Here is an 8,633-nt window from a genome sequence, read left to right on the forward strand (position 1 = left end):
GCGGGCGCGCTCGGCCCCGCCGCCCGGGGCCGCGCCGCCGCGGCGCCCGCGGAGGCGGGACCCACGAGCTACCCCCAGCAGCCGCAGCTGCGGGTCTACCCCGACGAGCCCGGTGACGCCTCGATCGCCCGCGGGGCCCTGCCCTACGACGAGATCGCGCCCCGCCTCCAGGCGCTCATGGCCCGCAGCGACTACGTGTCCACCGAGGTCGTCGGCACGTCGACGCAGGGCCGCGAGCTGCTCCTCGTCACGCTCACGGCGCCCGAGACGCCGGCGCAGACCGCGCAGCAGGCGGCGTGGCGGGACGCCATCAAGGACGACCCCGAGGCCGCCGGCGCCGACGCCGCCCTGGCCGCCGGGTACAAGACGCCGGTCTGGTTCAACAACAACATCCACGGCAACGAGTGGGAGGGCACCGACGCCAGCCTCCGGTGGATGGAGGCGCTCGTGGACCGCGCCGAGGCCGGGGACGCCGACGCCGTCGCGACCCTGGCGGGCAGCCGCCTGTACTTCACGGTCACCAACAACCCCGACGGACGGGTGGCGGGCCAGCGGCGCACCGCCCTGGACCTCGACCCGAACCGCGACTTCATCACCAACGAGACGCCCGAGACGGTCGCCGTCCGCGAGCTCGCAGGCCGCCTCCAGCCGCTCTTCTTCAGCGACATCCACGGCTACACGAGCGTGCTCCAGGTAGAGCCCTGCGGGCCGCCGCACGGCGAGAACTACGACTACGACCTCTTCATCCCCCACGCCTACGCCTCGGCGCTGCGGATCGAGGCCGACGTCGCCGCCGCCGGCATCGAGGGCAACACCTACCTCGACGACGAGGGCCAGGTGACGGAGGAGAACACGGGCAAGATCCGCATCCCCTACCGCGACATCCGCTCCGGCTGGGACGACTGGCCGCCCATCTTCACGGCCCAGTACGTCGCCTTCCAGGGCGCCGTCACCTCCACCGTCGAGCTGCCGCTCGGGCGGGTGAGCACCTCGACGCCGGAGGGCCTCGCCGAGAGCGCCCGCCGGGCGGGCGTCAACACGGCCGTGGCCGAGCAGGTCATCACCTCGACGACCTCGTACGTGCTCGAGAACGCCGACGAGCTGCTCGCCAACCAGGTCGAGGTCTTCCGCCGCGGCTCGGCGGGCGAGCCGCTGCGCGAGATCGGCCCCGACCCGGACCCGGCGAGCATCCCCGGCCCCGACCAGTGGGCCGAGGTCTGGGACGAGACCGACGTCTACCGCGCCGAGTTCCCCGAGGCCTACGTCATCCCGGCCGGGGACCAGCGGTCCGCGGCGAGCGCCGCGCGCCTCGTCGACCGCCTCGTCGACCACGGCGTCGAGGTCGGTCAGGCGGTGCGGGCCTTCCGCGCCGACGGCACCACCTACCCGCGCGGCTCCTACGTCGTCGAGATGGCCCAGCCCCTGCGCGGCATGGCCAACGTGCTCCTCGCCGAGGGCAGCGACATCTCCGACCGCGTCCCGAGCATGTACGACGTGTCGGCGTGGAGCCTCACCGACCTGTGGGGCGCCGACGTCCGCCGCGTGGAGGACCTGCCCTCGACCGGGCGCGGTTCCAGCGTGCTCGCCCGGCCCGTCGAGGGGGCCGCGCCGACGGGCGACGTCCCCCGCGGCACCGACCTGCGCCTGGCCCTCACCGGCTCGGCCGAGGTGCGCGCGCTCAACAGCCTGCTCGCGGACGGCGTCCCGGTGGGGCTCCTGCCCGACGGGTCCGCCGTCCTCGACCGCCGCGAGCGGGCCGCCGCCGTGGCCGTCGCCGCCGAGGAGGGCGTCGTCTTCGAGCGCACGCGCGACGTGACGCCCGGCTCGGACGACGTGCCGCTGCAGCGCCCGCTGCGGGTGGCGTACACGACGTCGTCGGCCGTCGACGACGCGGGCGAGGACCACCTCTCGCTCGAGGAGCTCGGCTACGCCGACCCGCTCCGGGTGACCGCGCAGGGCCTCGCCGACGGCACGACGGACCTGTCCGGCGTCGACGCCCTGTGGGTCGGTTCGGCGCTCTCGCGCGGGGCCCTCCCCGAGGAGGCGCTCGCCGCGCTGCGCTCCTTCGTCGACGGCGGCGGTGACCTCGTCGGCACCGGCGCCGCCGCGGCGTCGCTCGCCCAGACGCTGGGCTACCTCGAGGCCACGGCGGTGCAGGGCAACCGCTCGGGCAACGGGGTCGTCGCCGTCAGCACACCGGCCGGCTCCCTGCTCGACGGCTACGCCGAGGACCGGGCCTTCGTCTACGCCCCGGTCCACTTCACGGGCCTGGGCGTCGGCACCGTCGTGGAGCAGACCTACGGCGACGGCCCGCTCGTGGCCGGCCACTGGCGGGCGCTGGGTGACGGCACCGGCGGCCCCTCGTCGGCCGCGGGGCAGCCGTCGGTCGTCTCCGGGGAGAGCGCGGGCGGTGGTCGTGCGGTCGTCTTCGGGACCTACCCGACCTTCCGCGTCCACCCGCTGGGCATGCTCGACGACGTGGCCCGCGCCCTGGGGTCCGCGACGAGCTGACGCGCTCCCCGCGGCACGACGAGCCCTGAGGAGCTGAGGGGCTGAGGGGGTCAGGCCCCCACGAGGCGGGCGGCCAGGTAGCCCTCGACCTGGTCGAGGCCGACGCGCGTCTGCGTCATGGCGTCGCGGTCGCGGACGGTGACGGCCTGGTCCTCGAGGGTGTCGAAGTCGACCGTGAGGCAGAACGGCGTGCCGATCTCGTCCTGGCGGCGGTAGCGGCGCCCGATGGCGCCGGCGTCGTCGAAGTCGACGTTCCAGTGCTTGCGCAGGGCCGCCGCGAGGTCGCGCGCCTTGGGCGACAGGGCCTCGCCGCGCGAGAGCGGGAGGACGGCGGCCTTGACCGGCGCCAGGCGGGGGTCGAGGCGCAGCACGACGCGCTTGTCGACGCCGCCCTTCGCGTTGGGCGCCTCGTCCTCGGAGTAGGCGTCGACGAGGAAGGCCATGAGCGAGCGCGTGAGGCCCGCCGCCGGCTCGATGACGTAGGGCGTCCAGCGCTCGCCCTTGGCCTGGTCGAAGAACGACAGGTCGGCGCCCGAGTGCTCCGAGTGCGTGCGCAGGTCGAAGTCCGTGCGGTTGGCGACGCCCTCGAGCTCGCCCCACTCCGACCCGGTGAAGCCGAAGCGGTACTCGATGTCGACCGTGCGGGTCGAGTAGTGCGAGAGCTTCTCCGCCGGGTGCTCGTAGTGGCGCAGGTTCGCGCGGTCGATGCCGAGGTCGACGTACCAGTCGGTGCGCGCGTCGATCCAGTACTGGTGCCAGTCGGCGTCGGTGCCCGGCTCGACGAAGAACTCCATCTCCATCTGCTCGAACTCACGCGTGCGGAAGATGAAGTTGCCCGGCGTGATCTCGTTGCGGAACGACTTGCCGATCTGCCCGATGCCGAAGGGCGGCTTGCGGCGGGCCGAGCCCATGACGTTGGCGAAGTTGACGAAGATCCCCTGCGCCGTCTCGGGGCGCAGGTAGTGCAGCCCCGACTCGTCCTCGACGGGCCCGAGGTGCGTCTTCAGCATCATGTTGAAGTCGCGCGGCTCGGTCCACGCGCCGCGGGTGCCGCAGTTGGGGCACGTGATGTCGCCGAGGCCCTCGGGCGCGCGGCCCTTCTTCTCCTCGTACGCCTCCTCGAGGTGGTCGGCCCGGAAGCGGCGGTGGCACGACTGGCACTCGGTGAGCGGGTCGGTGAAGACGCCGACGTGGCCGGAGGCGACCCACGTCTCGCGCGGCAGGATGACCGAGCTGTCGAGCCCGACGACGTCGTCGCGGCCCGTGACGACGGCCTTCCACCACTGCCGCTTGATGTTCTCCTTCAGCTCGACGCCGAGGGGCCCGTAGTCCCACGCCGAGCGGGTCCCGCCGTAGATCTCCCCGCTGGGGAAGACGAACCCCCTGCGCTTGCAGAGGCTCACGACGGTGTCGATCCGGGAGGGTGCGGCCACGCTGGTCAGCTCCGTGGGGTGTCGAGGATGTGCCGGGCGGGCCCGACGGCGTGCCGGGCCCCGCGCCGCCGGGACGGGCCGCGACCGAGGACGGTCGCGGCGGCGGTCGCCGGGACTCGGGCGAGGGTATCGGGGACGCGGGCCCGCCCCGCCCCGGCGCTGCGACGTCGTCGTCCCGGCGCTTTGACGTCGCCGTTGCTCGGGGTGAGAATCGTCATCGTGATGACTCGCGCCCGTCGCTCTGCGCTCCTGGCCCTGCCCGCCGCCGCCGTCCTCGCCCTCACCGCCTGCGGCTCCTCCGACGCCCCCGCCGGCGGTGCGGCCACGGACGGTGACGGCGGTGCGGCCCCCCTGCAGGTGGCCGCCAGCTTCTACCCGCTCCAGTGGGTCACCCAGGCCGTGGCCGGGGACCGCGCGGACGTCACGTCCCTCACGCAGCCCGGCACGGAGCCGCACGACCTCGAGCTCTCTCCGCAGGAGGTGGCCACGGCGGTCGACGCCGACGTCCTCGTGACGCTGCAGGGCTTCCAGGGCGCCGTGGACGCCGCGGCGGACGAGCGCGGCGGCGAGGGCGTCGTCGACGTCGCACCCGCCGCCGACCTCGAGCCCTCCCCCGGCACGCCCCCCGGCGAGGACGCCGCGGAGGACGACCACGAGCACGAGGAGGGCCACGACCACGAGGGCGAGGACCACGAGGGCGAGGACCACGAGGGCGAGGAGGGCCACGACCACGGCCTCGAGGAGGACCCGCACTTCTGGCTCGACCCGGTGCGCATGTCGTCGGTCGCCGAGGCGGTCGCGGACGGCCTGGCGGACGCCGACCCCGACGGCGCCGACGTCTACGCCGCGAACCTGGCGGACGTGCGGGCCGAGCTCGCCGACCTCGACGCGGAGTACTCCGAGGGCCTCGCCACCTGCGACAGCCGCGACCTCGTGACCGCGCACCAGGCCTTCGGCTACCTCGCCGAGCGCTACGACCTCGTCCAGCGCGGCGTCAGCGGCATCGGCGGCGAGCAGGAGCCGGGGGCGGCCCGGCTCGCCGAGGTGGCGCAGTTCGCCGAGGCGAACGGCGTCCGCACGATCTACACCGAGACGTTGCTGCCGGCGGACGTCGCCGAGACCGTCGCCGCCGAGACCGGGGCCACGACCGCCGTCCTCGACACGCTCGAGGGCCTGACGGACGAGTCCCCGGGCGACGACTACCCCTCGGTCATGCGGGCCGACCTGGAGACCCTGCGCCAGGGCCAGGGCTGCTCGTGACGACCGCACCGGGCGGTGCGGCGCCGCCGCTGCTGCGCCTGCAGCGCGCCGGGTTCGGCTACGGCGAGCGCGTCGTCGTCCGGGACGTCGACCTCGAGGTCCGCCGGGGCGAGCGGGTCGCCGTGCTCGGCAGCAACGGCTCGGGCAAGACCACCCTGCTGCGGGGGCTCCTCGGCCTCGCGGCGCGCACCGGCGGCACGGTCGAGGTCGACGGCGAGCCGGCGCCCTCGCGCCGCAGCCGCCGCCGCACCGGCTACGTCCCGCAGGCCATGACGGTCGGCGGCGGCGTCCCGACGACGGTCCGCGAGGTCGTCAGCACCGGCCGCCTGCCGCTGCGGCGCCCCTGGGTGCCCGCGCGCCGCGAGGACCGCGCCGCCGTCGACGCCGCGCTCGAGGCCGTGGACATGGCCGAGCACGCCCACGAGGACGTCACCGAGCTCTCCGGCGGGCAGCAGCGGCGGGTCCTCATCGCGCGCGCCCTCGCCGCCGAGCCCGACCTCCTGGTGCTCGACGAGCCGCTCGCGGGCGTCGACGCCGCGAGCGCCCTCGGGCTCGCGCGGACCCTCGCGGCCCTGGCGGCCCGCGACACGACGCTGCTCGTCGTCACCCACGAGGTCGGCCCCCTCGCCGACGTCGTCGACCGCGCCGTCGTCCTCCAGCACGGGCGCGTCGTCCACGACGGGCCGCTCGTGCCGGAGCTGCTCGGCGCCTCCGACGAGGCGCTCGAGCGCCTGCAGGAGGAGTCACGGCTGCGCCACCAGCACGTGCACCACCACGAGCACGAGACCAGCCCGCCGCCGGGCTGGGTCTCCGACCACCGCGAGCACCGCCCGCAGCCGACCGCCGACCACCCGGAGTGCCACCACCCGGGGACCCACCACCCGGAGACGCACCGTGCCTGAGGTCCTCACCTACGGCTTCATGGTCCGCGCCCTCGTCGCCGCCCTCCTCGTCGGCCTCGCGGCGCCGTCCGTGGGCGTCTTCCTCGTCCAGCGCCGCCTCTCGCTCATCGGCGACGGCATGGGCCACGTGGCGCTCACCGGCGTGGCCCTCGGCCTGCTGACGGGCACGGCCCCCGTCCCCGTCGCCCTCGTCGTCACGGTCGTGGCGGCCGCCGCCGTCGAGCTCCTGCGCCGCTACGGGCGCACGGGCGGCGACGTCGTCCTCGCCGTCCTCTTCTACGGCGGCATCGCCGGCGGCGTCGTGCTGGTCGCCCGGGCCGGCGGCTCGGCCGCCACCCTCAACACCTACCTGTTCGGGGCCATCACGACGACGACCGCGGAGGACCTGCGGGTCTTCGCCGTGCTGGCCGCCGTCGTGCTCGTGGCGACCTTCGGGCTGGGCCGGCGCTTGGCCGCCGTCAGCAGCGACGAGGAGCACGCCCGCGCCTCCGGCCTGCCGGTCATGGGCCTCAACCTGCTGCTCGCCGTCCTCACCGCCGTCACCGTGGTGCTCTCGATGCGCGTGGTCGGCCTCCTCCTCATCAGCGCGCTCATGATCGTGCCGGTCGCCGTGGCGCAGCAGCTGTGCCGGAGCTTCCGCAGCACCACGCTCCTGGCGATGGGCGTCGGCACCGTCACCGCGGTCGTCGGCGTCCTCACGTCCTACTACGGCGACACGCCGTCGGGCGGCACGATCGTGCTGTACCTCATCGCCCTCTTCGTCGTCACCGCCGCGGGCTCCGCCCTCGTCCGCGCCGCCCGCCACCGGGGCCACCGCCGGCGCCACCACCTCGCGACCCCCGTCGGCGAGCAGGCATGATCGTCCTTGCGCGGGGAGGCGGTCCGGTGCCCGCCCGCAGGACCGGGAGGAGCGTGGTGGACGTGCCGCAGCAGCAGCGGGTGCGCCGCTCGAGCCGTCAGCGCGACGCCGTCCAGGCCTCGCTCGCCGGCACCGACGCCTTCGTCAGCGCCCAGGACCTCTACGCGTCGATGCGCGAGCAGGGCAACCCCATCGGCCTCGCCACCGTCTACCGCGCCCTGCAGGGCATGGTCGAGGACGCCGAGGTGGACGTCCTGCGCACCGACGACGGCGAGGCCGTCTACCGGCGCTGCAGCCCCAGCCACCACCACCACCTCGTGTGCCGCCGCTGCGGGCGCACCGTCGAGGTCGAGGGCCCCGACGTCGAGGCCTGGGCCTCCTCCGTCGCCGCCGCCCACGGGTTCTCCGACCCCGACCACGTCGTCGAGGTCTTCGGCACGTGCGCCGAGTGCCACGCCGCGCAGGACGCCGAGGCGGCGCGCCGCTCCTGATCGGTAGCGCTCGGCGCTGGCGCCTCACCTCGGCGGGAGGTCTCACCTCCGCGGGAGGTCTCACCTCCGCGGGAGGTCTCACCTCCGCGGGAGGTCTCACCTCCGCGGGAGGTCTCACCTCCGCGGGAGGTGCCGCCCGCGCTCCGGCACTGGCTCGGGCGCTCTTCGGCTGGCTGCCGCGGTGGTCGGGGCGCCCGGCCTGACGTGCTCTCCGCGCGCCCGGCACCTCCCGCTCGTCCTCGCCCACGTCGTCGCGGGGCTCCACGGGCCGCACCGCCGCGCCCGCCCACCGTGCGGGACCAGCCCGGCGGCGTGGTGCCGTCACGACCGGCGGCTCAGGCGCCGCCGGCGGCCTTGTCGATCGCCCCGCCGTAGCGGCGCTCGCGGCCGGAGTAGAGCAGGACGGCGTCCCAGAGGGTGCGGCGGTCCACGTCGGGCCAGAGCACGTCGAGGAAGACCATCTCGGCGTAGGCCGACTGCCACAGCAGGAAGTTCGACGTCCGCTGCTCCCCCGAGGTCCGCAGGAACAGGTCGACGTCGGGCAGGTCGGGCTCGTCGAGGTGGCGGGCGAGGACGCGCTCGTCGACCCGCTCGGGGTCGAGTCGGCCGGCGGCGACCTCGCGGGCGACGGCGCGGGCGGCGTCGGCGATCTCGGCGCGCCCGCCGTAGTTGACGCACATCGTCAGCTGCAGGCGGTCGCAGCCCGCGGTCACGCGCTCGGCCTCCTCGAGCTCGCTGACGACGGTCCGCCACAGGCGCGGACGGCGCCCGGCCCAGCGCACCCGGACGCCCCAGGACGCCATCTGGTCGCGGCGACGGCGTAGGACGTCGCGGTTGAAGCCCATGAGGAAGCGCACCTCCTCGGGCGAGCGCTTCCAGTTCTCGGTGGAGAAGGCGTAGACGGAGACGTACTCGACGCCGATCTGCAGCGCCCCGGCGACGAGGTCGAGCAGCGCCGCCTCGCCGGCCTCGTGGCCGGCCGTGCGGGGCAGCCCGCGCTGGTTGGCCCAGCGGCCGTTGCCGTCCATGACGACCGCGACGTGGCGCGGGACGGCCTCGCGCGGCAGGTCGGGCGGCTGCGCGCCGCTCGGGTGCGGCGGCGGGTCCACGGGGGCGGGCAGCACCACGTCGGCGCCGCGGCGGCGCCTCACGGGGCGCTCCCGGCGGCCGCAGCCGC

The 8,633-nt window shown here is 75.5% G+C and carries 7 protein-coding genes; 5 read left to right on the top strand and 2 right to left on the bottom strand.

Going from position 1 to position 8,633, the window contains the following annotated elements; translation table 11 throughout:
* On the top strand, positions 1 to 2,511 hold a 2,511-nt coding region (locus tag HLB09_RS09650; RefSeq protein ID WP_212770845.1), incomplete at its 5' end, for a M14 family zinc carboxypeptidase.
* A 50-nt stretch (positions 2,512 to 2,561) separates the two neighbouring features.
* Here the strand turns inward: HLB09_RS09650 and HLB09_RS09655 are convergent.
* Complete coding sequence (locus tag HLB09_RS09655) at positions 2,562 to 3,944, bottom strand: glycine--tRNA ligase (protein ID WP_171203172.1); 1,383 nt, start codon at positions 3,942 to 3,944, stop codon at positions 2,562 to 2,564.
* A gap of 222 nt (positions 3,945 to 4,166) precedes the next feature.
* Here HLB09_RS09655 and HLB09_RS09660 point away from each other — a divergent pair, with 222 nt between their 5' ends.
* The 4 genes from HLB09_RS09660 to HLB09_RS09675 are packed head-to-tail and all read left to right on the top strand — an operon-like array spanning position 4,167 to position 7,456.
* Positions 4,167 to 5,204 carry a metal ABC transporter substrate-binding protein gene (locus HLB09_RS09660; RefSeq protein ID WP_171203176.1) on the top strand — a complete coding sequence of 346 codons (1,038 nt, stop codon included), beginning with the start codon at positions 4,167 to 4,169 and terminating at the stop codon, positions 5,202 to 5,204.
* Positions 5,201 to 6,106 carry a metal ABC transporter ATP-binding protein gene (locus tag HLB09_RS09665; RefSeq protein WP_171203173.1) on the top strand — a complete coding sequence of 302 codons (906 nt, stop codon included), beginning with the start codon at positions 5,201 to 5,203 and terminating at the stop codon, positions 6,104 to 6,106. Before HLB09_RS09660 ends, HLB09_RS09665 begins: the two co-directional genes overlap by 4 nt.
* Positions 6,099 to 6,965, top strand: coding sequence for a metal ABC transporter permease (locus HLB09_RS09670; RefSeq protein ID WP_212770847.1), 867 nt, complete (start codon positions 6,099 to 6,101; stop codon positions 6,963 to 6,965). The genes HLB09_RS09665 and HLB09_RS09670 overlap by 8 nt, the downstream gene beginning before the upstream one ends.
* 56 nt (positions 6,966 to 7,021) lie before the next feature.
* Positions 7,022 to 7,456, top strand: coding sequence for a Fur family transcriptional regulator (locus HLB09_RS09675; RefSeq protein WP_322790109.1), 435 nt, complete (start codon positions 7,022 to 7,024; stop codon positions 7,454 to 7,456).
* 335 nt (positions 7,457 to 7,791) lie between these two features.
* Here the strand turns inward: HLB09_RS09675 and HLB09_RS09680 are convergent, their stop codons facing one another.
* Positions 7,792 to 8,607, bottom strand: coding sequence for an isoprenyl transferase (locus HLB09_RS09680; protein WP_322790110.1), 816 nt, complete (start codon positions 8,605 to 8,607; stop codon positions 7,792 to 7,794).
* Positions 8,608 to 8,633: the final 26 nt, after the last annotated feature.

The sequence above is a fragment of the Pseudokineococcus marinus genome (genome assembly GCF_013004605.1).
Lineage (GTDB): Bacteria > Actinomycetota > Actinomycetes > Actinomycetales > Quadrisphaeraceae > Pseudokineococcus > Pseudokineococcus marinus.

What these genes read in the sequence shown, in the direction of transcription:
- HLB09_RS09660 (WP_171203176.1), top strand. Translation starts at nt 4,167, where the DNA reads ATGACTCGCGCCCGTCGCTCTGCGCTCCTGGCCCTGCCCGCCGCCGCC.